This window comes from Burkholderia arboris (assembly GCF_902499125.1).
Taxonomy (GTDB): domain Bacteria; phylum Pseudomonadota; class Gammaproteobacteria; order Burkholderiales; family Burkholderiaceae; genus Burkholderia; species Burkholderia arboris.
Map to the genome: position 1 here is coordinate 108,734 of NZ_CABVPX010000004.1, position 25,755 is coordinate 134,488.

A 25,755-nucleotide genomic window follows, 5' to 3' on the forward strand; every position below is an offset into this window, starting at 1 on the left:
GATGCGCGCCCGCACCCCGATCCGCTCGACGCCGCGCCTGCTCGCCGAACTGCGCTCGCTCCGCGTGATGGTGTACTACCCGGACGACGACAACGGCCTGCTGCTCGTCGAGCAGCTGTCGCGCATCGGCTGCCCGACCGAGCAGCGCTGGCCGCCGCCCGCGGCGCTGCCGGAGAGCGTCGATCTCGTGATTCTCGCGGTCCGGCCGGACCTGCTGCACCTGTCGATCCCGTGGCTCGAGGACGACGCGCGGCCGCCCCTCATCGCCGTCACGACCTACGAAAGCCCCACGATCCTCGAACTGATGCTGCGCATCGATGCGCAGAGCGCGGTCACGACGCCCGTCCGCTCGTTCGGCCTGTTGAGCGCGATGGCGCTCGCGTGCCACCAGAGCCGCCGGCACGACGAATACCGGCGCCGCATCGCGCAGCTCGAACAGCGCGCGATGTCCGTGCGCACGCTGCAGGAAGCGAAGGCGCTGCTGATGCAGCACAACGCGATCAGCGAGGAAGAGGCGTACCAGCAGATCCGCTCGCAGGCGATGGAGCGGCGCATCTCGATCAACCAGCTCGCCGAGCAGATCGTGCAGGCGCATGCGCTGCTGAAGCGGTGATCCCTGCCCGTGCGCCGCGCGTCAGTCCGGCGGCGGCAGCACGACCGTGTCCTCCGGCCCGAGCACGCGCCCGTCCTGCGCACGCAGCTCCAGCTTCCTGACCGGCAGCCCGGCCTTCCGGTCGACGAGCAGCACGTGCGCCTCGTCCGGTTCGAAGAAGAAATCCTCGCCCCACTGCCGCAGCGCGACCAGCAGCGGAAACAGCCCGCGCCCCTTCTCGGTCAGCACGTATTCGTGATGCGCGCCGCCGTCGACGGCCGGCACGATGTCCATGATCCCGTGCGCGACCAGGTTGCGCAGGCGGGCGGCCAGGATGTTCTTCGCGAGGCCGAGGTTCTTCTGGAATTCGCCGAAGCGGCGCAGCCCGTCGAACGCGTCGCGCACGATCAGCAGCGACCACCAGTCGCCGATCGCGTCGAGCGGGCGGGCAACGCCGCAAAGGGAATCTTCGTGCGTGGTTCGTCTGTTCATCGATGCGTGCGGCGATGCCGCTCCCGAAGCGCCGGCTGGATGGCGGTCGTTTCCGTTGACATAAATGGTTGCAATATAAAACCCGTTCAGCAAAAGATCAATTCCGGGAGCCGGACTGTTCGCGATCGATGAACGGCACGACGGCTTCATCCCGGATTGATGTGCACAGCGATCATATTCAGGCGATATTCCCCCGCGTTTTCACCCTCCGTCGCGCCCTCCCGCGCCATCGCCCTCGCCATTCGGCAAGTGGACCGACGATCGAATAGGTTGCAACTTGAAACCACATATCCTACGCTTCGACTTGGTTTCAACTTGAAACCAATCTGTCCGACTACCGAAGGAGCGCTCGATGATCCGGTCCGATGCCACGTTCGACGGCACCTTTCCTTTCGCCCCGCATTTCGACGACGCATCCGGCTTCCGGATGCATTACGTGGACGAAGGCCCGCGCGACGGCGAAACCGTCCTGTGCCTGCATGGCGAACCCACGTGGGGTTATCTGTTCCGTCATCTGGTGACGGCACTGCGTCCCCGCTATCGCGTCGTCGTGCCCGATCACATGGGATTCGGCAAAAGCGCGACGCCGCAGGACCGCAGCTACTGGCTGCAGGACCACATCGACAATCTCGAGCATTTCGTGCTCGCCCGCGGCCTCGACCGCATCACGCTCGTGATGCACGACTTCGGCGGCCCGGTCGGCATGGGGCTCGCCGCACGGCATCCGGACCGGATTCGCCGTATCGTCTCGGCGAACGGGCCAACGCCGTTCGGCCAGCCCGACCTGGTCGAGCGACTGACGGCGAACGGCCGCGATGCGCCGTGGTTCCAGTGGATCATGCGTGCAGCGGCCGACGACACGCTCGAAACCGTGCTCGGGCAGCTCGGCTTCAACATCCTGAGCACGCTGAAGCTGAACGGTTTCGAGAATCACGCGATCGTCAACGACACGTGGATCGCCGCGTACGGTACGCCGTTCGCGCAACCGGCCGACTGTCTCGGCGCGATTGGATGGGCACGCGGGTTCGCGGCCGGCGCGCACCGGTTCGAGGCACCCGATGCGGCGGCACGGCGCGCGATACGCGACAAACCCGCGCTCGCGATCTGGGGAAACGCCGATCGAACGCTCGGCGCAGAACACTTCCTGCCGCTCTTTACCGCACTGTTTCCGGCCGCGCCCGTCGAGCGGCTGGCGGGCGTCGGACACTACTGTTTCGAGGATGCGCCCGACACCATTGCCGCGCGGATCGCCGGTTTCATCCGGACGACCGGCTAAAAAAATCGGCAGCCGGACCGACACACCCGGCTGCCGAACGGCGTGCGCACCGCTTCCGCCAGCGCGCACGCATTGCTTCACGTCAGCGGATGATCCGCGTCACGCCACGCCCGCGCGGATCGGCCATCGCTTCCGGCGTCTTGCCGTCGATCTTGATGACCTGGATGTCGCCGCTGAAATCCTGCCCCTTCAGCGTATAGCCGCGCGCCTCGATCTGCTTCGCGAGTTCGCCTTCGATCGGGTGGTACGGCTCCCAGAAGATCGTGTTCGGCGGCAGCAGCTGGTGATGGAAGCGCATCGCACCGACCGCTTCCTTCAACGGCATCTTGAAGTCGTAGATGTTGTTGATCACCTGGAAGATCGACGTGAAGATGCGCGAGCCGCCCGGCGTGCCGATCACGAGCGACACCTTGCCGTCCTTCGTCATGATCGTCGGCGACATCGACGACAGCGGGCGCTTCTTCGGTTCGATCGCGTTCGCGTCGCTGCCGACCACGCCGAACATGTTCGCGACGCCCGGCTTCGCGGAGAAGTCGTCCATCTCGTCGTTCAGCACGATGCCGGTGCCGTCGGCGATCACGCCCGAGCCGAAGTAGCCGTTGATCGTGTACGTGTTCGACACCGCGTTGCCCCACTTGTCGACCACCGAGAAGTGCGTCGTTTCGGCCTTCTCCGGCATCGTCGTGCCGAGGCCCGGCTGCACGCTCTTCGTGTCCGACGGCTCCTTCGGGTTGACCTCGGCCGCACGCTTCGCGATGTACGCGTTGTCGGTCAGCTGCGCGATCGGCACCTTGTAGAAGTCGGGATCGCCGAGATACTGCGCGCGATCCGCAAACACGCGCTTCTCGATTTCCGCGACGAGGTGGATGTACTGCGGCGAGTTGAGCTTCACGCCCTCGAAATCCTGCTTGAGGTCGGCCTTCATCTTCAGCAACTGCACAAGGCCGATGCCGCCCGAGCTCGGCGGCGGCGCGGTGATCACGTCATAGCCGTTCCACTTCGCCTGCACCGGCTGGCGCCATACCGCGCGGTACTGCGCAAGATCCTCGGTGGTGATCAGCCCGTTGCCGTCGCCGGTCTTCATCGACGCGGCGATCAGCTCGGCCGTCTTGCCCTTGTAGAAGCCTTCCGCGCCGTCGTTCGCGATCCGCGTCAGCACGTCGGCGAGGTCCGGCTGCTTGAAGTTCACGCCGGCCTTCAGCCCGGCGAAATACTTGTCGAAGTTGGTCTTGCCGCCGAACTCCTTCGATGCATCGACGCCGCGCTGCGCGAGTTGCTCGTCGACGACGAAACCGTCGCGCGCATAGTGGATCGCCGGCGCGAGCACCTGCTTCCACTTCAGCTTGCCGAAGCGCTTCTGCGCTTCCCACATGCCGGCCACCGTGCCCGGCACGCCGACCGCGCGCGGACCGTACAGGCTCATGCCCTTGACGACGTTGCCGTCCTTGTCGAGGTACATGTCCTTCGTCGCGGCAAGCGGCGCGCGCTCGCGGTAGTCGATGAAGTACGGCTTGCCGTCCTTGTAGATCGTCATGAAGCCGCCGCCGCCGATGTTGCCGGCTTCCGGATACGTGACGGCGAGCGTGAATGCGATCGCGACGGCCGCGTCGATCGCGTTGCCGCCCTCCTTGAAGATCCGCTCCGCGGCATCCGCGCTGTACTTGTCGGCCACCGCCACTGCCGAGCTCGTCAGGACCGCCGGCTGCGGCCCTTTCGCATACGCGGGCGCGTTCGGCAGGAACCCGATGCCGGCCACCGCCGCAAGCACGGCAGCGGATGATTTGAAGCGATTCAGCGTAGTCATTGCATGTCCCCCATGTGGATCTCCTTCAGGCAGGAAAAGCGCCTGATCCGCGGATGGCCGCCGGCACGCCAACGGCCATATGCCGGCTTCGTAGTATAGGGGGACAAAAAGGGTCGAACACGTGGCATGCCACGAAAGCATGCCGATCGGGTGCGCCCGGTCACGTTGCAGCGCCGCGACGTGCAAACGCATCGGCCGAAACGGCATGCGATGCACGTCATCACGCAGCGCACAAAACCGAAAGTTGCGAACCTCGCGGCATGCCATGCAGCACGCGCAAAAAAATCTGCAAACGCCCCTCCCGCAGCGCGGGTCGATCTGAGAAGATAGCGCCCCTTTCGCACGGCATCACCGTTTCGTTCACGTGCCGCTTCACGTTTCTTCGTCTCGCTCCCTATGGCATCACACAATGCGCATCATGCGTCCGGCTTCGCGGCCGGCGTCGCCGCCGCCGTCCTCGTCGCTCAAACCGGGGCAACCGGCCCGTGGCACACCGGCATGCTCGCCGCGTTCGCGGCGGGCGTCGCGGGCGGCACCGCGCCCGACTGGCTCGAAGTCGCCTGGTGGAGCCGCAAGCGCCGCCTGTGGATCACGCATCGCACCGTCACGCACTGGGGCATCGGCTGGATCGCGCTGCTTGCGCTCGGGTGGCACGGGCTCATCCATCATCCGCATCCGCTGTGGGCCGCACCGCTGTTCGGCTTCGCATGCGGCGGTTTGATGCACCTGCTCGCCGACTGGCCGAACCCGCTCGGCGTGCCGTGGATCTGGCGGCGCCACTCGCTCAACCTGTGGAACAGCGGGAATTGCGACCTGATCGTCGTGGCCGCTGCATGGGGCGGCACGCTGTGGCTCGCGCAGTCGCTGTGGTCGCGCGCACCGCTGCTCGAACACTGGCTCGGCTGGCTGAATCGCGTCTAGTTGCGATTCGAAGCAATTCGGCGCGATATCGGCGCACCGAATGGCACGCAACTTTCCGTCCGTTGAAAGTGTGGCGCGAGCCCCAACTGAATTGGCTTCGTCGACATGCATGCCCGGCACGCACGCGCGACGTCTGGCACACTGACGATTCGATTCAGGCGCGGTTCGTCCGCGCACTCGCACCCCATTTCAACGCTCCGATGGACGTCACCGCTATCCGCCCTGCCGCCCGTGCGCTCGACGTGTTCCACCCGGCCGTCGCCGCATGGTTCCAGCGCACGTTCGCCGCGCCGACCGGCGCGCAGGCGCTCGCGTGGCCGCACATCAAGGCCGGCCGCTCGACGCTCGTCGCCGCGCCAACCGGTTCCGGCAAGACGCTCACCGCTTTCCTGTGCGCGCTCGACGATCTGGTGCGCGATGCGCTGGCGCACGACGGCACGCTGCCCGACGCGACGCTGGTCGTCTATGTGTCGCCGCTGAAGGCGCTGTCGAACGACATCCACGTGAACCTCGACGCGCCGCTCGCCGGCATCGCCGAATCGCTCGCGCACCTCGGCCTGCCGGTGCCGACGATCCGCACCGCGGTACGTACCGGCGACACGACGCAAGCGGAACGCGCCGCGCTGCGCAAGCGTGCGCCGCACATCCTCGTCACGACACCCGAATCGCTGTACGTGCTGCTGTCGTCCACGTCGGGGCGCCAGATGCTGTCGAACGTGCGCTCGGTCATCGTCGACGAGATCCATGCGCTCGCGTCGTCCAAGCGCGGCAGCCATCTCGCGCTGTCGCTCGAGCGCCTCGATGCACTGTCCGGCCGCGCATTGCCGCGCATCGGGCTGTCGGCCACGCAAAAGCCGATCGACGCGGTTGCGCGCTTCCTGGTCGGCGGGCCGGCCGATGCGCCGCGCGACTGCACGATCGTCGACACGGGCCACACGCGCGAGCGCGATCTCGCGCTCGAACTGCCGAACGTGCCGCTCGAACCCGTGATGGCGACCGACGTGTGGGAACAGGTGTACGACCGCATCGCCGGGCTCGCGGCCGCGCATCGCACGACGCTCGTGTTCGTCAACACGCGGCGCACCGCCGAGCGCATGGCGCGCCATCTCGCCGACCGGCTCGGCAAGAACGCGATCGCCGCGCATCACGGCAGCCTCGCCAAGGAACACCGCTTCGATGCCGAGCAACGTCTGAAGCGCGGCGAACTGAAGCTGCTCGTCGCCACGGCCTCGCTCGAACTCGGCATTGACATCGGCGACGTCGATCTCGTCTGCCAGGTCGGCTCGCCGCGTGGCATCGCGCCGTTCCTGCAGCGCGTCGGCCGCTCTGGGCACCATGTCGGCGGCGTGCCGAAGGGCCGGCTGTTCCCGCTGTCGCGCGACGAACTCGTCGAATGCGCGGCGCTGCTCGATTGCGTGCAACGCGGCGAGCTCGATGCGCTGCGGATTCCCGAAGCGCCGCTCGACGTGCTCGCCCAGCAGATCGTCGCCGAAGTCGCGTGCACGGAATGGCAGGAAGACGCGCTGTATGCGCGCTTCACGCACGCGGCGCCGTACGCACGGCTGACACGCGAACGCTTCGACGAAGTGATGAAGATGCTCGCCGAAGGCTTCACGAGCCGGCGCGGCGTGCGCGGTGCGTACCTGCATCGCGACGTGGTCGGCGGCACCGTGCGCGGGCGCCGTAACGCAATGATGACCGCGACCACGTCGGGCGGCACGATCCCCGACATGGCCGACTATGCGGTGCTGCTCGAACCGCAAGGCATCCAGGTTGGCACCGTCAACGAGGATTTCGCGATCGAGAGCCTGGCCGGCGACGTGTTCCAGCTCGGCAACCAGTCGTACCGGATCATTCGCGTGGAAACGGGCCGCGTGCGCGTCGAGGACGCGCAAGGCCAGTCGCCGAACATTCCGTTCTGGCTCGGCGAGGCGCCGGGGCGCAGCGACGAACTGTCGGCGGCGGTCGGCCGGCTGCGTGCACGGCTCGACGGGCTGTTCGCGGACGGCGACCGGCAGGCCGGTGCCGGTGCCGGTGCCGGTGCCGGTGCCGGTGCCGGTGCCGGTGGACGCAATCGTGCGGGCAGCAACGCCGAAGCCAAAGCGAATGGCGAAACCGGCACGGCACGCGCCTCCGCCGAAAGCCGCCTCGCGCCGGCGCTGCGCTGGCTCGTCGACGAGCTCCGCCTGTCGCCGGACGCGGCGCGCCAGATCGCCGACTACCTCGCCCGCACCCGCGCCGCGCTCGGCGCACTGCCGACGCAGGACACGCTCGTGATGGAGCGTTTCTTCGACGAATCGGGCGGCACGCAGCTCGTGATCCATTCGCCGTTCGGCAGCCGCATCAACCGCGCCTGGGGGCTCGCGCTGCGCAAGCGCTTCTGCCGCAGCTTCAACTTCGAGCTGCAGGCCGCCGCGACCGACGACGCGATCATCCTGTCGCTGTCGCTCGCGCACAGCTTCGCGCTCGACGAGGTGTGGCGCTACCTGCGTTCGGCCAGCGCCGAGCACGTGCTGGTCCAGGCGCTGCTCGACGCGCCGATGTTCGGCGTGCGCTGGCGCTGGAACGCGACGACCGCGCTCGCGCTGCCGCGCTTCACCGGCGGCCGGCGCACCGCGCCGCAACTGCAGCGGATGAAGAGCGAGGATCTGCTCGCGACCGTGTTCCCCGATCAGGTCGCGTGCCTCGAGAACATCGTCGGCGAACGCGAGATTCCGCATCATCCGCTCGTCGACCAGACGCTCGACGATTGCCTGCACGATGCAATGGACACTGACGGCTGGCTCGCGCTGCTGCGCCGGATCGAAAGCGGCGCGATCGAACTCGTCGCGCGCGACCTGCCCGCACCGTCGCCGCTCGCGGCCGAGATCCTGAACGCGAAACCCTACGCGTTCCTCGACGACGCACCGCTCGAGGAGCGCCGCACGCAGGCCGTTCAGTCGCGCCGGTGGAGCGATCCCGAATCGGCCGACGATCTCGGCGCGCTCGACGCCGACGCGATCGATGCAGTCCACGACGAAGCATGGCCGCTCGTACGCGACGCCGACGAAATGCACGATGCGCTGCTCACGCTCGCCTGCATCGCCGACAGCGAAGCACAAGCCCACGCAGGCTGGCCCGACCGGCTCGCGGAACTCGCGGATCGCCGCCGCGCGACGAAACTGGTCGCGCCGGGCGGTACCGCGCTGTGGGCGCCGGTCGAACGGCTCGTATGCCTGCGTGCGCTGCATCCCGACGCGCGCCCCATGCCGGCGCTCAAGGTGCCGGCCGCATGCGCGCAGCCGTGGGAAGCCGATGCGGCACTCGTCGATGTGATCCGCGCGCGGCTGACCGGCTTCGGGCCGCTCACGCTCGACGCGATCGCGACACCCGTTGGCCTGCCGCCCGCGTCGGTCGCGACGGCGCTCGCGGCGCTTGAGCGCGAAGGCTACGTGATGCGCGGCCGCTTCACGCCGGGCGCGACGACCGACGAATGGTGCGAACGCCATCTGCTGGCGCGCATTCACCGCTATACGGTGAAGCGGCTGCGCCGCGAAATCGAACCGGTCGAGCGCGCCGACTTCATGCGCTTCCTGTTCCACTGGCAGCACCTGACGCCCGACACGCGCGGCACGGGCCGCGACGCACTCGCGGCCGTGGTCGAACAGCTCGAAGGCTACGAGGCCGCGGCAAGCGCGTGGGAAGACGCGCTGCTGCCCGCGCGGCTCACCGACTACATGGCCGGCGGCCTCGACGAGCTGTGCCGCTCGGGCAAACTCGTCTGGACCCGCATCGGCGCGCCGGCGCGCGCGGCCGGCACACCCGTGAAGACGACGCCGATCGTGCTGCTGCCGCGCCGCCACCTCTCCGCGTGGCAGGCGCTGCGCGATCCCGATGCGCAACCGGCGCTGTCCGCGCGCGCCACGCAGGTGCGCGACGCACTCGCCGCGCACGGCGCGATGTTCTTCGATGCGCTGCTCGACGACCTGCACGTGCTGCCCGTCGAACTCGAACAGGCGCTCGGCGAACTCGTGTCGGCCGGCCTCGTGAATGCGGACAGCTACGCGGGACTGCGCGCGCTGCTGAAGCCCGCCGTCAAGCGCAGCGCAACCTATGCCCCGCGCACGCGACGCGGCGGCGCGCTGATCGGCGGAATGGACGACGCGGGCCGCTGGGCGCTCGTGCAGCGTCAGGCGCCGCGGGACGATGCGCCCGCGCCGAAGCGCGGCCCGGCGGCGACCGATCCCGACGCGCTCGAGCACATCGTGTGGACGCTGCTGCGCCGTTACGGCGTCGTGTTCTGGCGACTGCTCGAACGCGAAGCCGACTGGCTGCCGAGCTGGCGCGAACTCGTGCGCGTGCTGCAACGGCTCGAAGCGCGCGGCGAGATTCGCGGCGGACGCTTCGTTGCCGGGCTCGCGGGCGAGCAGTTCGCGCTGCCCGAAGCGATCCCGATCCTGCGCGAACTGCGGCGGCAACCGGGCGACGGACAGTACGTGTGCGTGACGGGCGCCGATCCGCTGAACCTCGCCGGCACGCTGCTGCCCGGCGACAAGGTGCCGGCGCTCGCCGGCAATCGCGTGCTGTTCCGCGACGGCGTGCCCGTTGCATCGCTGGTATCCGGCACGTTCCATTACGCCCCCGACCTGCCGCCCGCCGCCCGCGAGGATGCGCGCCTGCGGCTCGCGCGTTACTGCTGACATCGGCTGACACGCACGCCGCACAGACTACTGATCGCCGGGCCGCGCAGCCGCCATCGTTCAGGTAGCATCGGACGATTGACTGCGCGGGCTCCCGCGCGTCGCCCAGACAAAACAAGACTTCCGGAGACTGCCGCTCATGGCTTCGCATGCCGATTCGCCCGTCGCTCATCACGCGGGTTCGCTGACCATTTTCCAGGGTGCCGCACTCTATATCGGCGCGGTGCTCGGCACCGGCGTGATCGCGTTGCCCGCGCTTGCCGCCGAAGTCGCGGGGCCGGCCTCGCTGCTCGCGTGGGCTGCGCTCGTCGTGCTGTCCGGGCCGCTCGCTGCCACCTTCGCCGCACTCGGCGCCCGTTATCCCGATGCCGGTGGCGTATCGACCTACGCCCGGCGCGCATTCGGCCCGAAGGCCGCTGCCATCGTCGGCTGGTGCTTCTATTTCGCGGTGCCGGCCGGCGCGCCGGCCGCCGCGATGTTCGGCGGCGCATACGTTGCGGCCGTCACGGGCGGCGGGCACACGACGATCATCGTCACGGCCGCCGCGCTGATCGCGACCGTGTCGGCCGCGAACGCATTCGGCGTCACCGTGTCGGGCCGCATGCAACTCGTATTGTCGGCGCTGCTCGTCACGCTGCTGCTCGTCGCGGTGCTCGCGTCCGCGCCGCATGCGCGCCCCGCGAACCTGCATCCGTTCGCGCCGCATGGCTGGCTCGCGGTCGGCCAGGCCGCCGCGCTGCTCGTGTGGAGCTTCGCCGGCTGGGAAGCGATCACGCATCTCGCGGCCGAATTCCGCCGGCCCGCGCACGACATGCCGCGCTCGGCCGGCATCGCGGTCGTGGTCGTCGGATTCCTGTACCTGTCGGTCGCCGCCGCGAGCGTGATGGTGCTCGGGCCATCGGCCGGCGCATCGGGTGCCCCGCTCGCCGAACTGATCGCAGGCGGCATCGGCGGCCACGCGCAGGTGCTGGCGGCCGCGGCCGCGCTGCTGCTCACGCTCGGCACGATGAACGCATATTTCGCGGGCGCGGCCAAGCTCGGCGCGGCGCTCGGTCGCGACGGCGCGCTGCCGGCGTGGCTCGCGCAGGGCAGCCAGATCGGCGGCGTGCCGCGCCGCAGCCTCGGCGTGATCGCCTTGCTCGCGGCCGTCGCGCTCGCTGCAACGACGCTCTCGGACGTCGGGCCGAAACCGCTCGTGCTCGTCACGTCCGGATGCTTCGTGATGGTGTACGGGCTCGGCGCAGCCGCCGCGCTGAAGTTGCTGCCGCGCGGCAGCATCGCCCACCGTTGCGCATGGGTTTCGCTGATTGCGGTCGCGGGGCTGTTCCTGACGACCGGATGGTATTTCCTGTTCCCGCTGCTGCTCGCAGGCGCCGCACTGCTTTATCTGCAAGTGACCGGCCCGCGCAAATGACCTGGCGCGTGCACGGGCATCGCCCGCCCGCTCGCTGCGCACGGCGCTTGCCGGGTCACGCCGATCCGGCCAGGCGCCGTTTCGTCGCGCCGGTCAGGCCGGCACCAGTTCGAAGCTGAGCCGTTTGCCGAGTGCGGCGGCCGCGCTCGCGAGCGTCGCCAGCGTGAGGCTCGTGTCGGTTTCGTCGAGCAGGCGGTTGAGTGCGGCGCGGCTGGTTTTCATCCGCGCGGCCATCGCGGTTTTCGTGATGTGTTGCGCCTTCATCTCCTGCCCGATCTGCCACGCGATCACGCGCTTGATTGCCGTGGCGGTGGCCGCTTCGAGATTGCCGTCTTCTTCGAGGAAGCGATCGAAATCGCTGCCGATATGCGGGTTGTTCGTGGTCGTCATGTCGTACTCCAGGTGCATGGCGTTGCCGGCTGCTCGACCGTCGGAGACGGCGCGTTCCGGCACAACCGGGGAATTCAGATGGCGTGCGTCAGCACCTTCAGGCGCGCGACGGTGACGTCGAGATCGTCCGACGGCGTGGCCCGCGATTGCTTGAAGAAGCCGTGCAGCAGGACCATCGTGTCGCCAGCGACCGTGAACAGCACGCGAGCGCTTCGCCCCGGCAGCATCACGCGGATCTCCCATAGATCCTTCGCCATCTTCCGGACCAGCGGCATGCCGAGCGGCCAGCCGAGTTGAACGGTCTTGATCTCTTCGCCGATCGCCGTTCGCTCCGCCTGCCCGAGCGCCTTGAGCCATTCGCGCACCGGCTCGTTGCCTCGGGCCGTCCGGAAGAACCGCACGCCGAGCGTGACCTGTATCTGCTGTCTCGCCATCGTCTTGTCGCCAATCGTACCAAAAACGGTACGATATGCCAAGTGCCCCGGTGGCGGCTACTGACCGGATGGCCAGTCCTGCGGCAAGGAAAGGGATCGAGCTGCGCCCGACGGGTCAACGGTTGCCGCGGGCCGGCTTGCGCGCCGCCCGAGGCGCCCGGTGCGGGCGTGTGTCGCCGAAGCGCGACCGCGCGATGTCGCGCACCGCGTCGATCAGCGTTCGCGCCACCGGCGACGGCTGCGCATCGGTCCGCAGCACGAGCCCGACCGGCTCGTCGGTGCCCGCCGACGGCAGCGGCAGGCGCGCCAGCGCACCGGCCGACAGATCGTATTCGGCCGCGTAGAGCGGCACGAACCAGACCGCGTCGTTCTCGAGCGCAAGCGCACGCGCGACCGAGACCGACAATACCTCGATGAACGAATCCAGCGGCGGTGCGCCGCATGCGCCGAGCAGTTGCTCGGCCGACTGCCGGATCAGCGTGCCGAACGGCGGCAGCACGACCGGATAGCGTGCAAGCTCGGCAGCCGGCGCCGCGCTTGCGAGCAGCGGATGCCCGGCACGCACGACCGCGACGAGCGGTTCGTTGTACAACTGCTCGAACGCGAGCCCGATCATCCGCTCGGGCTCCGACAGCCGCCCGATCGCGCATTCGATCGCACCGGACTTCAGGCGCTCGAGCAGCTCGGCATTCGCGGCCGTCGCGATCCGTACGACGATGCGCGGCCAGCGTTCGGCCAACGCCTTCATCAACGCCGGCGCGAGCGAGGCCGCGACGGTCGGCAGCATGCCGACTTCGAGCGTCGCCGCCGCGGCCCCGCCCTCGCGCGCGAGCAGCCCGACGCCCTGCCGCAACGCGAGCACGCACGCATTCGCGTGCGGCATGAACAACTGCGCTTCGCGGGTCGGCTGCGCGCCCTGCCGGCCACGTTCGAACAGCTTCACGCCGAGGATCGCCTCCAGTTCGGCGATCGTCTTCGACACGGCCGGCTGCGTGATCGACAGGCTTTCCGCCGCCTTCTGCACGCCGCCCAGCTGCGCGACCGCGAGAAAGCACTGCAGGTGCCGGAATTTGACGCGGCCGTCGGCAATACGATTATTCATAACGAACGGTTATGCGGATGACGATGAAATGCCATTTTGCATAACTTTCCGGAGAGTCCCAAGCACTCGGTGATCCGTCATGCTTTCCGTCGCAGCGCCTGGAAACCCGTCGGCTCCCAGATCCGCTTCGCGATCAGCAAGCCCGTTCCGTGCTTTTGCCCGAGCGGCGCCGACGCCGATTCCGCATGCAGCGCGGCCGCCTTGCTGCGCAGCCGGCGCAACTCCAGTTCGAGCTCCGCGGCGGCGGCTTCGGTCAGCATCCCCTGCGAGAACGTCATCGTCTCGCCCGCGCCGTCGAAGCGGCTGTCGAGGAAATCGCCGAGCGCATGCGTATGAAAGTAACGGCGGATCGGCCCGCCCGGCAGCCAGTCGAAATCGCGCGCGACACGCACGCGAATCCGGTCGCCCGGCAACAGCGCCACGACGTTCATCCGGTCGAGCATCAGCAGGTATTTCACGCACTCGGCCTGCGACACCCGATACGCCGACACGATGTCCTGCACGGTCCAGTAGTTGATCGCGCAGACGGCAACGAGCAGCAGCTTCTCGTCCGACACGAGCAGCGCCTCCTGCTGTTCGGTCAGCACGTGCAGCCTCGGCGCCGAAGCGGACGCCTCCTGCACGAGCTCGGCCAGCGTATAGCCGAGCAGTTGCGCGATCTCCACGACCCGCTCGAGCGTGAAGCGGCCGCTGGCGAACAGCCGCTTCACGCTCGTCTCGGAGACGTCGAGCGACCGCGCGACGTCGCGGTAGGTCATGCCCTGCGCCTTCAACTGGCGCTTCAGCGTTTCGATGAGCTGGGCGGTTTCGGTCATATTGGTATCGAAAAATGGTGCTCACGGTCGAATGTTAGGCTACCTGCGCAGGCAAATGAACACTTTTCGTTACTTACCCGCATAATCCGCTCCGTCCTGTCACTCAACGACGGAGCCGAAATGACCACCCGGACCGAAACCGCCGCGTACGAACCGCACGACACCGCACCACGCGATGCACGCGACACCGATCGCACGATGCCACTCGCGACCGTCCGCACGCTGGCCGCCAGCGCGCATGTCGGCGATCTCGTGTTCATCCGCGTGCCGGCCGGGGCGCAGCGCGACGCGGCCGGCACGACGGGCCCGGCCGGCGCGTGGGCCAATCGCTGCGGGATCGTCGTCGATACGTCGGGCGACGAACCGTTGATCGCCGAATCCGCGGCGTTGGCGTGGACGAAGCTCTCGCCGCTGTCGCGCTTCGTCGCCCGCACCGCAGGCGGACGCATCGCACTGGCACGCCGCATCGCGGCACCCACCGCCGATGCGCAGCGCCAGGTCCATGCCGCGGCCGAACAGCGAATCGACGCGCTGCTCGGCAACCGCTTCAACCTGCGGGTGCGGCGCGGGTTCTGCGCGCGATATGTAAGCGACGTGCTCGGCATGGACCAGGCTGCGACGCCGGCCGCCCTGCTGCGCAGCGGCGCGCTGACACTCGAATTCGACGGGATCGTGTTCGATCCCGGCCGCCGCTGATAACGGGCACGCTCGGGGAGACCGGATAACGACAAGAACAAAAGACAAGAAATAGCGACGGGCTGGCTGGAGGGCCGTGCACGGGGTCGTCACCGACGACGCGAAGCCCGATCGCTTTTTCCGCCGGACAGGCATCCTGTCCGGCGGATTTTTCATGGGCGCGCCGAACATAACGAATGGTTATGCGATTCGCGAAAAAAGGTCATTTTGCATAACTTTCCGGATTGGCTAAAGTCGTGCCATCCACTTTGCGAAAAACCTATCAGGAGACGCCCGATGGATTCCCCCACGATCCTCACGCCGCGCGACTGGCCGTCGCATCCGGCCTATGTCCACCCCGAGTACCGTTCGTCCGTGAAGCGCGGCCCGACCCGAGCGCTGATCCCGCTGAAGGAGAAACTGCGCGACCAGTACGCCCCCGTCTACGGCGCCGAAGATCTCGGCGCGCTCGACCACGACCTGACGAAGAACGCCGTGAAGAACGGCGAGCCGCTCGGCGAGCGCATGGTCGTCACCGGCCGCGTGCTCGACGAAGGCGGCAAGCCCGTGCGCAACACGCTCGTCGAGGTGTGGCAGGCGAACGCGGCCGGCCGCTACGTGCACAAGGTCGACCAGCACGACGCGCCGCTCGACCCGAACTTCCTCGGCGCGGGCCGCTGCCTGACCGACGACGACGGCCGCTACCGCTTCCTGACGATCAAGCCCGGTGCGTATCCGTGGGGCAACCACCCGAACGCGTGGCGCCCGAATCACATCCACTTCTCGCTGTTCGGCGATTACTTCGGCTCGCGTCTCGTCACGCAGATGTACTTCCCCGGCGATCCGCTGCTCGCGTACGACCCGATCTTCCAGGGCACGCCCGAGGCCGCGCGCGATCGCCTGATCTCGCGCTTCTCGATGGACATCACCGAAGAAGGCTATGCGCTCGGCTACGAATTCGACATCGTGCTGCGCGGCCGCGACGCCACCCCGATGGAGCGCTGAACCATGACGACGCTGAAGCAAACCCCTTCGCAGACGGTCGGCCCGTACTTCGCGTACGGCCTGTGCCCGCAGCAATACGACTATGACCTGAAGAGCCTGTTCACGCCGACGATCGCCGCGGCGCACGCCGAAGGCGAGCACGTGCTGCTGGTCGGGCAGGTGTTCGACGGCGACGGCAACGTGGTCGGCGACGCGGTGCTCGAATTCACGCAGGTGGACGGCGCGGGCCGCTACCCCGCCTCGCGCGACGACATCGCGAAATCCGGCTTCACGGGCTTCGCGCGGGTCGGCACGGGCACCGACCCGCAGCAGCGCTTCGTCGTCGAGACGGTGAAGCCGGGCCGCCTCGCCGCCGACGAGGCACCGCACATCAACGTGACCGTGATGATGCGCGGGATCCTCACGCATGCGTTCACCCGCGTGTACTTCGACGACGAAGCCGCCGCGAACGCGGCCGACCCCGTGCTGAACGCCGTGCCGGCCGAACGCCGCGCGACGCTCGTCGCGAAACGCGACGCGCAGCCGGGCCGGCCGGTCGTCTACCGCTTCGACATCCGCATGCAGGGGCCGGACGAAACCGTATTCTTCGACGTTTGACGCATGCGCCGGCACTCGCCGGTGTCGACAGCATCCACGCCGTGTGGCGCGATACCGACAGGCATCGCGCCACACGGCGTTTTTCATGCGCCGTCGCCATCATTCGATGATGCGTCGCATCGTGGCGCATTGCGACGACGGATGCCTGTTGACCAAGGCTTCCCGCCCCAATATCAAACGATCGTTTGAAACGCATGCTGCGACCGCACATGAATCGTCGGGCCGACAGGATATCGTTTGCGCGTTATGCGGCGTATCCTTCGCTATCTGCAACGAGTCAGCGGGATTGAATCGGACGAGGCAACAATTACATGAGTCATGCGCGACACTGCCCGGCAGGCCGTTCGCGCATTTTTTCTGACCGGGTGCCTTTAAACGCGTCTGACCGAATTTGGCGGACGCGTATTTTTTTTCCTGGCCGGCCCCGCTAGCGGCGAATCTCCAGATACCGGCTCGGCGTGTCGCCCAGGATGCGGCGAAACGCCGACGTGAACGCGCTTGCGCTCGCGTACCCGAGATCGAACGCGACGCGCGTCACCGGCTGCCCGTCGGTCAGGCGGGCAATCGCCGCGAGCATGCACACCTGCTGGCGCCACGCGGCAAAACTCACGCCCGTCTGCGCGCGGAACTGCCGCGTGAACGTCCGCCGGCTCACACCGGCATCGGCCGCGACCCGGTCGAGATCGGCCGCGATCGACGGCGACGCGAACAGGTGCCGGCACACCTTCGCCAGCCGTGCGTCGGCCGGCAGCGGCGCATGCAGCGACAGGCGCGGCATCGTCGCGATTTCCGCAACCAGCAGATCCATCAGCTTGCCCGCGCGCCCGTCGACGTCGTACAGGGCCGGCAGGTCGATCGCATCGTCGATCAGTTGCCGCAGCAGCGGCGACACGCCATGCACGCCGCACTGCGCGGGCAGCCCGGCAGCCTGCGCGGCGTCGGCGGACACGAACGTGTTGAGCATCGTGACCGGCCCGGTCATCGTCATTTCGTGCCGCACGCCGGCCGGCACCCAGCACGCGCGCTGCGGCGGCACCAGCCAGCGGCCGTGCGGCGTCGACACGCTGATCGTGCCGCGCGACGCAAACGCGAATTGCCCGCGCACGTGCGCGTGCTCCGGAAACGTCGTGCCCGCCGCAAAGTCGTTGGCGGTCACGACCACGCTCCGGGGAATGTGTTCGTAAGGATCTAGCTGCGTATTTCTCACGGCCCGAATTCCATCATCAATGACCCGATATCGAAGGCGGGTCGCCTTCGATCGATCTACGATCCGCTCCACCGTTGCGCGACCTCGCGGCCGCAAGACCCGTCGGCCCGATCGGCCGGATTGCAACCTCATCGGAGCGGAGATGCCGAATACGTTTCATCGCGTGGGGGACGGCCCCCACCCTGTTCTCGTGCTGCACGGCTGGTTCGGCGACGCCCGCGCGTTCGAGCCCGTCGAAGCCTGGCTGTCGCGCGAGCATTTCAGCTATGTATTCATGGACTACCGAGGTTACGGCCGCATGCGCGACGCACGCGGCGACTACACGATCGACGAGATTGCCGCCGACACGCTCGCGCTCGCCGACGCACTCGGCTTCCCGACCTTCAGCCTCGTCGGCCATTCGATGGGCGGCATGGCGATCGAGAAGATTGCCGCCATCGCGCCCGACCGCGTGCGCGCGCTGGTACCGATCGCGCCCGTGCCGTGCGGCGGCCTGCCGTTCGACGCCGTGCGACGCGCGCTATTCGAGCGTGCCGCCGGCCACCTTGCCGATCGCAGGACCATCATCGATCGCAGCACCGGCAACCGGCTGCCGGCCGCCTGGGTCGAGTGGAAAGCCGCGTATTCGGCCGCCTGTTCGTCGGCGCAGGCATTCGGCGCGTACTTCCGTGCGTGGGCCGATACCGATTTCAGCAGGGAGATCGCGGGGCGCCATCCGGTGAAAGTGCTGATCGGCGAACACGATCCCGCTTTCGACATGGCGCTGATGGCGCGCACTTACCTGCAACGCTACCCGCTCGCCACCGTCGACGTGCTGCGCAATGCAGGCCACTATCCGATGAACGAGACGCCGCTCGCGCTGGTCGCGGCGATGGAAGCGTTCCTGCTCGCCGCGATGGCTCGCCCCGCCGCCATCGACTGACCGGCCGCGCGCCGGCGGCATGGCCGCGGCACGCATCACCGCAGCATGAACGACATCGCCGACAGGCTGTTCAGCGTGCGCACCACGTGCTCGACCGACGGCCCGTCGAAGCGCAGCGTCACCGCATCGACACGCTCGAGCGAAGGCAGCACGCAAAACAGGTCGGCCAGCGCGGCCGTCTGCACGCGCAACGTGCAGGCGGCCGGTGCCGGCCGATGCGCGCCGGCGCGCACGCCGGCCGACAGCGCCCGCGCAACCGTTTCGCGCGCCGCGGTCGCGATCCGCGCACACGACGCGGCGGGCGTGAGCGTATCGCCGCTCGAGGCGCCGCCGGCCGTCTTGACCGTCTCGAAACGCGCATCCGGAAACAGCGGCTGCGTTTCCTCGGCGAACACGTCGTCGCCCGTGGCGAGCGCGACGTGCGCGCCATATTCCCGCGCCAGCGCGCCGTACAACCCGGCTTCGCCAAGCTCGACGCCGTTCAGCCACACCTGCGTGAACGCAAAGCTGTTGATCGTGTGCGCGAGCACGCCGCGCGCCTGCGATTTCGCGTGATAGCCGATCATGAACACGAGGTCGGGCTGCTGTTCGACGCCCGCCATCATCCCGAGCATGCGCGGCTTGCCGAGCACGACGCGCGCACGCGCATCGAGCCCGTCGGGCAACAGGTTGCGAAAGCCGCCATGCGAATCGTTGACCCAGACGCTCTGCGCACCGCCCGCGAATGCGCCTTCGATCGCCGCGTTCGCCTCGGCGGTCATCCAGCGGCGCGCCCGTTCGTACTCCGGATTGCCGGCGCGCGTCTGCTCGGTGGCGAATACGCCGGCGACACCCTCGATGTCGGTCGAGATCAGGATCTTCATGACTGGTTCACAGCCCTTCGTTAGGTTCGTTGAACAACCGGTCGAGATCGGGCACCGCGTCGCGCAGCGCTTGCCGCACGTGGCCGTCGCGCCCGGCGACCGTCACGGCCTGCAGCATCGCGTCGGCGATCGCGTGCTCGACGCTTTCGGCCGCGGCCATGAACAGCGGGTCGAGCGCCGCATCGGCCACGAGGGCCGGCAGCGCGATCGTCGATGCGTCGTGCGCGATCGTGTAGGCGGTCGAGAAGGCAAGCGCGATGTCGCCGCTGCCATGCCCGTAGACGGAACCCGTGCGGGCCAGCCCCGCGCCCGCGCGACGCGCGAGCCGCGACAGCTGCCGCGCATCGAGCGGCGCGTCGGTGGCGAGCAACAGGATGATCGAGCCCTGCTCGGGCGGCGCCGCATGCGCGGCTTCAGCCGCGCGCCGTTGCGCGACGATGCGCCCGAGCGGCACGCCGCCGAGCGTCAGCATCGGCAGCCGGCCGAAATTCGCGAGCACGAGCGCACCGACCGTATAGGGCCGGCCGGCCGCGACGGCGACGCGCGACGCGGAGCCGATCCCGCCTTTCAGGTCGAAGCACGACATCCCGCGCCCGGCGCCCACCGCGCCGCGTGCGACGTCGCGCGACGCGGTGCGGCACGCATCGTCGTAATGCGCGGCGGTGACCGCGAACGCCTGGATATCGTTCAGGTAACCGTCGTTGCACTCGAACACGAGTGGATTGACGGTCGACCAGTCGCGGCCGACCTGCGGATTCGCGGCGATCGCCGCGCGGATCTGCGCCTGCGCGACCGCGCCGACGCCGAACGTATTGGTCAGCGCGATCGGCGTATCGAGCGTGCCGAGCTCGTCGACCTGCACGAGCCCGACGCTCTTGCCGAACCCGTTGATCACGGCAGCGCCCGCCGGCACCTTGCTGCGGTACACGTCTCCCGGATGCGGCTTCACGACGGTCACGCCCGTCTGCACGTTGCCGGCATCGAGCGTGCAATGGCCGACCGTCACGCCCGGCACGTCGGCGATCGTGCCGCGCGGCCCGGCCGGCAGCGTCGCACTCCACATCGGAGCAGCATGCATCAGCGGCGCTCCAGTTTCGGATCGAGCGCGTCGCGCAGCCCGTCGCCGAGCAGGTTGAACGCGAGCACGGTCAGGAAGATCGCAAGGCTCGGGAAAATGGCGATGTGCGGCGCCGTCACCATGTCCGCGCGCGCTTCGTTGAGCATCGCGCCCCACTCCGGCGTCGGCGGCTGCGCGCCGAGCCCGAGGAACGACAGGCTCGCGGCCGTGATGATCGACGTGCCGATGCGCATCGTGAAGTAGACGACGACCGACGACACCGTGCCCGGCAGGATGTGCCGCATGATGATCGTCCAGTCCGACGCGCCGATGCTGCGCGCGGCCTCGACATAGGTCATGTGCTTGAGCATCAGCGTGTTGCCGCGCACGAGCCGCGCGAACGCCGGGATGCTGAAGATCGCGACCGCGCAGATCACGTTGACCATCCCGTTGCCGAGGATCGCGACCACGCCGATCGCGAGCAGGATACCCGGGAACGCGAACAGCACGTCGGCGACGCGCATCGTGATGCGGTCCCACCAGCCTTCGTAGTAACCGGCGAGCAACCCGAAAAACGTGCCGATCACCGCGCCGAGCGCAACCGAGAAGAAACCGGCGGCGAGCGAAATGCGCGTGCCCGCGATGATCCGGCTGAAGATGTCGCGGCCGAGCGAATCGACACCGAACCAGTGCACGGCCGACGGCCCCGCGTTCAGCGCGTCGTAGTCGAAGTAGTTCTCCGGGTCGAACGGCACGATGTGCGGGCCGACGAACGCCAGCACGACGAGCGCCAGCACGAAGCCGCCCGCGACGAGCGCGACGGTCTGCTTGCGGAACTTGCGCCAGAATTCGCGCCACGGCGTGCGGATCGCAGTCGGTGCGGCCGGCGCCGCGGTCTGGACAGTCGCGTTCATACGCGCCTCACTTGAACCGGATGGTCGGGTTGATGACCGCGTACAGCACGTCGACGGTCAGGTTGATCAGGATGAATTCGAGCGAGAACAGCAGCACGATCGCCTGGATCACGGGGTAGTCGCGCATCGTCACGGCATCGACGAGCAGGCGGCCGAGCCCCGGCCAGTTGAACACGACCTCGACGACGATCGAGCCGCCGAGCAGGAAGCCGAACTGCAGCCCCATCATCGTGACGACCGGGATCATCGCGTTGCGCAGGCAGTGCTTGAGCACGACCATCGGCTCGTGCACGCCCTTCGCCCGCGCGGTGCGCACGAAGTCTTCGTTCAGCACCTCGACGAACGACGCGCGCGTGAAACGCGCCATCACGGCCGCGACCGCGGCGCCGAGCGTCAGCGACGGCAGCACGTAGCTTTTCCAGGTACCGTCCGGCACGACCGGCAGCCAGCCGAGCTTCACCGAGAAGATTTCCATCAGCAGCATGCCGAGCGCGAAGGCGGGAAACGAGATGCCCGACACCGCGACCGTCATGCCGAGACGGTCGGGCCAGCGATTGCGCCACACCGCCGACGCAATCCCGATCGCCATGCCGAACAGCGTCGACCACACCATGCTGACGAGCGTCAGCATCAGCGTCGGCATGAAGCGTTCGCCGATCTCGGTCGAGACCGGCCGCTTGCTGCGGGTCGACATGCCGAAGTCACCGTGCGCGATCTTCGTGAAGAAGTTCACGAACTGCGCGGGCAACGGCCGGTCGAGCCCGAGATCGGCACGCACGAGCGCGATCGTCGCGTCGTCGGCTTCGGGGCCGGCCGCGAGCCGCGCCGGGTCGCCCGGCAGCAGATGCACGAACAGGAACACCAGCACCGCGACGATCGCGAGCGTGGGCAGCAGGCCGAACAGGCGTTTGACGAGGAAATTCAGCATGGGGCACCGATCGAATCAGCGTACCGGCGGCGTGCGCCGCCGGCACCGCGTGGCGGGCAAACCGCCGTCATTTCAGCGAGATCTCGTCGAAGTTGAACGAGCCGTCCGGCATCACGTACGCGCCCTGCAGCCGCTTGCTGCGCGCATACACGATCTTTTCCTGCACGAGGAAGATCCACGGCGCATCGGCCCAGATCTGCTTCTGCGCATCGGCGTAGAACTCGGTCTTCTTCGTCCGGTCGACCGTCTCCAGCGCCTTCGTCAGATCGCCGTCGACCGTGTCGTTCTTGTAGTACGCGGTATTGACGAGCTTCGGCGGCGCCGACGCGCCGGCGAGCAGCGGCGTGATCGCCCAGTTCGCCTCGCCCGTCGACGACGACCAGCCGATGTAGTACATCCGCACCGGCGCCTTCGCCGGATCCGGCGCGCTCTCGACCTTCGCGACGCGCTCGCCGGCTTCCAGCGCCTGCACCTGCACCTTCACGCCGACCTGCGCGAGCTGCTGCTGCACGAACTGGATCGCCTTCTGCGACGTCGAGTTGTTATAGGCGGACCACAGCGTCGTCTCGAAGCCGTTCGGATAACCGGCTTCCTTCAGCAGCGCACGCGCCTTCGCCGGGTCGTACGGCCAGGGGCCCAGCTTCGTCGCAAAATCGACGCCCTGCGGCACCACACCGGTCGACGGCGTCGCGAAACCGGAGAACGCGACCTTCGCGAGCGCTTCCTTGTTCACCGCATAGTTCAGCGCCTGGCGCACCTTCGGGTTGTCGAACGGCTTCTGCAGCATGTTCAGCGACACATAGCGCTGCACGATCGACGGCCGCTCGACAACGTCGACCTTCGCGTTGCCCTTCAGGTCCGCCGCCTGCTCGAACGGAATGCGGAATGCGAAATCGGCTTCGCCCGTCTTCATCAGCGCCGCGCGCGTGTTGTTGTCGACCACCGGCTTCCAGTCGATCGCGTCGATCTTCGGGTAGCCCTTCTTCCAGTAGCCGGCGAACTTCTTCACCTTCAGGTCGTCGGTCTGCTTCCATTCGACGAACTCGAACGGCCCGGTGCCGACCGGATGCAGCGCGATGTCGCGGCCCCACTTCTTCAGCGCGGCCGGCGAGATCATCACGGCCGACGGGTGCGCGAGCGTGTTGATGAACGCCGAGAACGGCTCGCGCAACGTCACCTTCACCGTGGCCGGATCGACGACCTCGGTCTTCTCGATCACGCGGAACATGTTGTAGCGCTTCAGGTGGTTCGCGGGATCGGTCACGCGGTCGAAGTTCGCCTTCACGGCCGCCGCGTTGAAATCGGTGCCGTCGTGGAACTTCACGCCCTGGCGCAGCTTGATCGTGTACGTCTTCGCGTCGGCGCTCGCGTCGTAGCTCGTCGCCAGCACGTTGACGAGCTTCATGTCCTTGTCGAAGCCGAACAGCCCCTGGTAGAACGACTTGACGACGGCCTGCGACACCGTGTCGTTCGCGTCGTACGGGTCCATCGTCGTGAAGGTCGAATCCACCGCCATCACCGCGGTCTGCTGCGCGTACGCGGGCAGCGCGGCCGACAGCGCGAACGCGCCGGCGAGCGCAACGAAGCATGCGCGCGGACGAAACATCGGGAACGGATGCTGCTTGGTCATTTTGCTGGGCTCCTATCGGTGAATCGGTGACGCCTCACGGGCGTTTCGGTTTCGACTGCCTGCTGGTTCGCGCGCCGTCATCGCGGCGCACGCACTCAATAAAGCGATGGATCTGGGTGCACCTCAATACGCGCCGCCGACGCGATGCGTCGCGACGTAATGATCGGGGCCGACCGCGACGAGCGGCGCGACGACCGGTTCGTCGCCGATCGTGCGGATCGGGCTCGGAATCTCGTCCGCCGCGAGCTGGCGCGGCGCATGCCGGCGCGCGGGGTCGGCCACCGGCACCGCGCTCATCAGCTTCTTCGTGTACGGGTGCTGCGGCGCCTCGAACACCGCGCGGCGCGGGCCGATCTCGACGATCTGGCCGAGATACATCACCGCGACGCGATGGCTGATGCGCTCGACCACCGCCATGTCGTGCGAGATGAACAGGTACGCGACGCCGAGCTCGCGCTGCAGGTCGAGCATCAGGTTGACGATCTGCGCCTGCACCGACACGTCGAGCGCCGATACGGACTCGTCGGCGATCACGACCTTCGGATTCAGTGCGAGCGCACGCGCAATCGCAATCCGCTGGCGCTGCCCGCCCGAGAATTCGTGCGGATAGCGGCGCGCGGCCTCGGGCGGCAGGCCGACCTTGTCGAGCAGCCAGTCGACGCGCGCCTGCGCCTCGCTGCCGGTTGCGACGCCGTGCACGAGCAACGGCTCCATGATCGAGAAGCCGACGGTCAGGCGCGGGTTCAGCGACGCGAACGGGTCCTGGAAAATGAACTGGATGTTCCGGCGCAGCGCCTGCAGGTCCGGGCCCTTCATTGCGCTGATGTCGCGGCCGTCGAATTCGATCGAACCGCTCTGCGATTCGACGAGGCGCAACAGCGAACGGCCGGTGGTCGACTTGCCGCAGCCCGATTCGCCGACGAGCGCGAGCGTCTCGCCCGCGCGCAGCTCGAAGCTCACGCGCTCGACCGCATGCACGTATTGCGACACGCGGCCGAACACGCCGCTCTTCACCGGGAAACGCGTGACCAGATCGCTCACGCGCAGGATCGGCGGCGCCGCCCGATCGACGGGCGGCTGCACATCGTCGTTCGCGGCAGGCGCCGTGGCCGGCGCCGTCGTGTTCGCGTCCACCTTCAGCAGCGGGAATTTCTCGGGCGCGTCGGTGCCCTGCATCGAGCCGAGCCGCGGCACGGCGGCGAGCAGCGCGCGCGTGTAGCGATGCGCGGGCGCCGCGAAGAGGCGGTCCGACTCGCCCTCCTCGACCTTCTCGCCGCGATACATCACGAGCACGCGGTCGGCCACTTCGGCCACCACGCCCATGTCGTGCGTGATGAAGACCACGCCCATGTTCATTTCGTCCTGCAGCCCGCGCACCAGTTGCAGGATCTGCGCCTGGATCGTCACGTCGAGCGCGGTCGTCGGCTCGTCGGCGATCAGCAGCGCGGGCCGGCACGACAGCGCCATCGCGATCATCACGCGCTGCCGCATCCCGCCCGACAGCTGGTGCGGATAGCGCGCGAACACACGGCGCGCTTCCGGGATGCGCACGAGATCGAGCAGCCGCAGCGCTTCCGCGCGGGCTTCGGCCGCGCCCTTCGACTGGTGCAGCGCAATCGCTTCGCTGATCTGGTCGCCGACCGTGAACACCGGGTTCAGCGACGTCATCGGCTCCTGGAAGATCATCGCGATGTCCGCGCCGCGGATGCCGCGCATCGTCGCGGCGCTGGCCCGGGCCAGATCGACGAGCGCGCCGCCACGGCGCCGGAACGCGATCCGGCCGCCCGTGATCGCGCCGCCGCCGTGCTCGACGAGCCGCATCAGCGCAAGCGACGTGACCGACTTGCCCGAGCCCGATTCGCCGACGATCGCGAGCGTCTCGCCGCGATCGACGTGAAACGACACGTTGCGCACCGCGTCGAACGTCGCGCCTTCGCGGCGGAACGTGACCGACAGGTCGTCGACGGCCACCACGCGCTGCTCGGGCAGCGCCAGGGTCGACGGGTTACGGCTCGAAGTCATGCGTGTCTCCTCGTGC

Annotated in this window: 22 protein-coding genes; 9 read left to right on the plus strand and 13 right to left on the minus strand. The window is 68.1% G+C overall.

Translation table 11 applies throughout. The features are described from left to right. Position 1: 1 nt before the first annotated feature. Entirely contained in the window at positions 2 to 613 is a 612-nt protein-coding gene (locus tag BLA15945_RS06600; protein WP_174991845.1) for an ANTAR domain-containing response regulator, read from the plus strand. A 21-nt stretch (positions 614 to 634) separates the two neighbouring features. Here the strand turns inward: BLA15945_RS06600 and BLA15945_RS06605 are convergent, their stop codons facing one another. After that, complete coding sequence (locus BLA15945_RS06605) at positions 635 to 1,084, minus strand: winged helix-turn-helix transcriptional regulator (protein WP_059236994.1); 450 nt, start codon at positions 1,082 to 1,084, stop codon at positions 635 to 637. A gap of 352 nt (positions 1,085 to 1,436) precedes the next feature. Here BLA15945_RS06605 and BLA15945_RS06610 point away from each other — a divergent pair, with 352 nt between their 5' ends. Further along, the gene (locus BLA15945_RS06610) at positions 1,437 to 2,360 is read left to right on the plus strand and encodes an alpha/beta fold hydrolase (protein ID WP_174991846.1); all 924 of its coding nucleotides are present in this window, start codon (positions 1,437 to 1,439) and stop codon (positions 2,358 to 2,360) included. A gap of 82 nt (positions 2,361 to 2,442) precedes the next feature. On the opposite strand, the gene ggt is transcribed toward BLA15945_RS06610, so the two are convergent. Next, on the minus strand, positions 2,443 to 4,164 hold the full coding sequence (ggt, locus tag BLA15945_RS06615; protein ID WP_174991847.1) for a gamma-glutamyltransferase: 1,722 nt from the start codon (positions 4,162 to 4,164) through the stop codon (positions 2,443 to 2,445). A 396-nt stretch (positions 4,165 to 4,560) separates the two neighbouring features. Here ggt and BLA15945_RS06620 point away from each other — a divergent pair, with 396 nt between their 5' ends. The 3 genes from BLA15945_RS06620 to BLA15945_RS06630 all read left to right on the plus strand — a co-directional run bounded on the left by BLA15945_RS06620 (position 4,561) and on the right by BLA15945_RS06630 (position 11,178). After that, the gene (locus tag BLA15945_RS06620; protein WP_059236997.1) at positions 4,561 to 5,085 is read left to right on the plus strand and encodes a metal-dependent hydrolase; all 525 of its coding nucleotides are present in this window, start codon (positions 4,561 to 4,563) and stop codon (positions 5,083 to 5,085) included. Between the two features lie 200 nt (positions 5,086 to 5,285). Next, positions 5,286 to 9,764, plus strand: a complete 4,479-nt coding sequence (locus tag BLA15945_RS06625) for a DEAD/DEAH box helicase (protein WP_174991848.1) — start codon at positions 5,286 to 5,288, stop codon at positions 9,762 to 9,764. A gap of 139 nt (positions 9,765 to 9,903) precedes the next feature. Then, entirely contained in the window at positions 9,904 to 11,178 is a 1,275-nt protein-coding gene (locus BLA15945_RS06630) for an APC family permease (RefSeq protein ID WP_059236999.1), read from the plus strand. A 93-nt stretch (positions 11,179 to 11,271) separates the two neighbouring features. Here BLA15945_RS06630 and BLA15945_RS06635 read toward each other — a convergent pair whose 3' ends face one another. The 4 genes from BLA15945_RS06635 to BLA15945_RS06650 all read right to left on the minus strand — a co-directional run bounded on the left by BLA15945_RS06635 (position 11,272) and on the right by BLA15945_RS06650 (position 13,919). Next, positions 11,272 to 11,568 carry an XRE family transcriptional regulator gene (locus BLA15945_RS06635; protein WP_059240747.1) on the minus strand — a complete coding sequence of 99 codons (297 nt, stop codon included), beginning with the start codon at positions 11,566 to 11,568 and terminating at the stop codon, positions 11,272 to 11,274. Positions 11,569 to 11,642: 74 nt separating this feature from the next. Further along, positions 11,643 to 12,002: a type II toxin-antitoxin system RelE/ParE family toxin gene (locus tag BLA15945_RS06640; RefSeq protein WP_174991849.1), complete on the minus strand. Its 360-nt coding sequence runs from the start codon at positions 12,000 to 12,002 to the stop codon at positions 11,643 to 11,645. Positions 12,003 to 12,117: 115 nt separating this feature from the next. Beyond that, complete coding sequence (gene pcaQ, locus BLA15945_RS06645) at positions 12,118 to 13,104, minus strand: pca operon transcription factor PcaQ (protein WP_059237001.1); 987 nt, start codon at positions 13,102 to 13,104, stop codon at positions 12,118 to 12,120. A gap of 77 nt (positions 13,105 to 13,181) precedes the next feature. Next, positions 13,182 to 13,919 (minus strand): helix-turn-helix domain-containing protein, encoded by a 738-nt coding sequence (locus tag BLA15945_RS06650; protein ID WP_059237002.1) that lies wholly within the window; start codon positions 13,917 to 13,919, stop codon positions 13,182 to 13,184. Positions 13,920 to 14,039: 120 nt separating this feature from the next. Between BLA15945_RS06650 and BLA15945_RS06655 the strand changes: the two genes are divergently transcribed. The 3 genes from BLA15945_RS06655 to pcaG all read left to right on the plus strand — a co-directional run bounded on the left by BLA15945_RS06655 (position 14,040) and on the right by pcaG (position 16,196). Further along, positions 14,040 to 14,615: a YiiX/YebB-like N1pC/P60 family cysteine hydrolase gene (locus BLA15945_RS06655; protein ID WP_174991850.1), complete on the plus strand. Its 576-nt coding sequence runs from the start codon at positions 14,040 to 14,042 to the stop codon at positions 14,613 to 14,615. A gap of 276 nt (positions 14,616 to 14,891) precedes the next feature. After that, positions 14,892 to 15,599, plus strand: a complete 708-nt coding sequence (pcaH, locus tag BLA15945_RS06660) for a protocatechuate 3,4-dioxygenase subunit beta (protein WP_059237004.1) — start codon at positions 14,892 to 14,894, stop codon at positions 15,597 to 15,599. Between the two features lie 3 nt (positions 15,600 to 15,602). Continuing rightward, positions 15,603 to 16,196, plus strand: coding sequence for a protocatechuate 3,4-dioxygenase subunit alpha (gene pcaG, locus BLA15945_RS06665; protein ID WP_059237005.1), 594 nt, complete (start codon positions 15,603 to 15,605; stop codon positions 16,194 to 16,196). A 427-nt stretch (positions 16,197 to 16,623) separates the two neighbouring features. Here pcaG and BLA15945_RS06670 read toward each other — a convergent pair whose 3' ends face one another. Continuing rightward, positions 16,624 to 17,403 carry an AraC family transcriptional regulator gene (locus tag BLA15945_RS06670; RefSeq protein ID WP_174991851.1) on the minus strand — a complete coding sequence of 260 codons (780 nt, stop codon included), beginning with the start codon at positions 17,401 to 17,403 and terminating at the stop codon, positions 16,624 to 16,626. 142 nt (positions 17,404 to 17,545) lie between these two features. On the opposite strand from BLA15945_RS06670, the gene BLA15945_RS06675 reads away from it, so the two are divergent. Continuing rightward, positions 17,546 to 18,325, plus strand: a complete 780-nt coding sequence (locus BLA15945_RS06675; protein ID WP_174991852.1) for an alpha/beta fold hydrolase — start codon at positions 17,546 to 17,548, stop codon at positions 18,323 to 18,325. A gap of 35 nt (positions 18,326 to 18,360) precedes the next feature. Here BLA15945_RS06675 and BLA15945_RS06680 read toward each other — a convergent pair whose 3' ends face one another. The 6 genes from BLA15945_RS06680 to BLA15945_RS06705 form a co-directional block, all read right to left on the minus strand. Beyond that, positions 18,361 to 19,188, minus strand: a complete 828-nt coding sequence (locus BLA15945_RS06680; RefSeq protein WP_059237008.1) for a M55 family metallopeptidase — start codon at positions 19,186 to 19,188, stop codon at positions 18,361 to 18,363. 7 nt (positions 19,189 to 19,195) lie between these two features. Then, a complete protein-coding gene (locus BLA15945_RS06685) occupies positions 19,196 to 20,266 on the minus strand; it encodes a DmpA family aminopeptidase (protein ID WP_059237009.1) in 1,071 nt (356 codons plus the stop codon). Further along, positions 20,266 to 21,159: a glutathione ABC transporter permease GsiD gene (gene gsiD, locus BLA15945_RS06690; protein WP_174948792.1), complete on the minus strand. Its 894-nt coding sequence runs from the start codon at positions 21,157 to 21,159 to the stop codon at positions 20,266 to 20,268. Before gsiD ends, BLA15945_RS06685 begins: the two co-directional genes overlap by 1 nt. A 7-nt stretch (positions 21,160 to 21,166) precedes the next feature. Further along, positions 21,167 to 22,087: a glutathione ABC transporter permease GsiC gene (gene gsiC / locus BLA15945_RS06695; protein ID WP_059237011.1), complete on the minus strand. Its 921-nt coding sequence runs from the start codon at positions 22,085 to 22,087 to the stop codon at positions 21,167 to 21,169. 67 nt (positions 22,088 to 22,154) lie between these two features. Next, on the minus strand, positions 22,155 to 23,717 hold the full coding sequence (gene gsiB / locus BLA15945_RS06700) for a glutathione ABC transporter substrate-binding protein GsiB (RefSeq protein WP_174991853.1): 1,563 nt from the start codon (positions 23,715 to 23,717) through the stop codon (positions 22,155 to 22,157). Positions 23,718 to 23,840: 123 nt separating this feature from the next. Further along, on the minus strand, positions 23,841 to 25,739 hold the full coding sequence (locus BLA15945_RS06705; RefSeq protein ID WP_059237013.1) for a dipeptide ABC transporter ATP-binding protein: 1,899 nt from the start codon (positions 25,737 to 25,739) through the stop codon (positions 23,841 to 23,843). Between the last annotated feature and the right edge of the window lie 16 nt (positions 25,740 to 25,755).